This is a genomic window from Oceanobacillus saliphilus (genome assembly GCF_023522835.1).
Lineage (GTDB): Bacteria > Bacillota > Bacilli > Bacillales > Amphibacillaceae > Oceanobacillus > Oceanobacillus saliphilus.
In genome coordinates this window covers 1-269 of record NZ_JALCZU010000141.1, presented here as the reverse complement: position 1 = coordinate 269, position 269 = coordinate 1, and the positions used below count along the sequence as shown (strand labels likewise).

The window sequence follows — 269 nt, the reverse complement described above, 5'->3', positions numbered from 1 at the left end:
GGTAATGTGTCAGCGGTCATGGTGAAAGGTACTTGGATCGCCTCGCCAAAGATTACCAAGCGTCTGTTTGAAATGATGGACGAAGTGGGCGAATTTAAAATGACGATGGACAAGTTGCTGGAATCAGTGACACAAGTGGTTGATCATGATATGCCGATTATGGTGGCGAACGCCGAGGCATTGCAAGCAACATTGGGGGCGCCAAAACCAAAGCCCGTGCGCAAGGTTAGCGAGAAAACAACTGGCACCTTCAATGGTGAAGAAATCAC

The 269-nt window shown here is 48.7% G+C and carries 1 protein-coding gene; it reads left to right on the top strand.

Annotation, left to right across the window (positions count from 1 at the left end; genetic code table 11):
* Positions 1 to 18: 18 nt before the first annotated feature.
* The coding region (locus MN204_RS20735; RefSeq protein WP_249872943.1) for a hypothetical protein at positions 19 to 269 on the top strand (251 nt) is incomplete at its 3' end.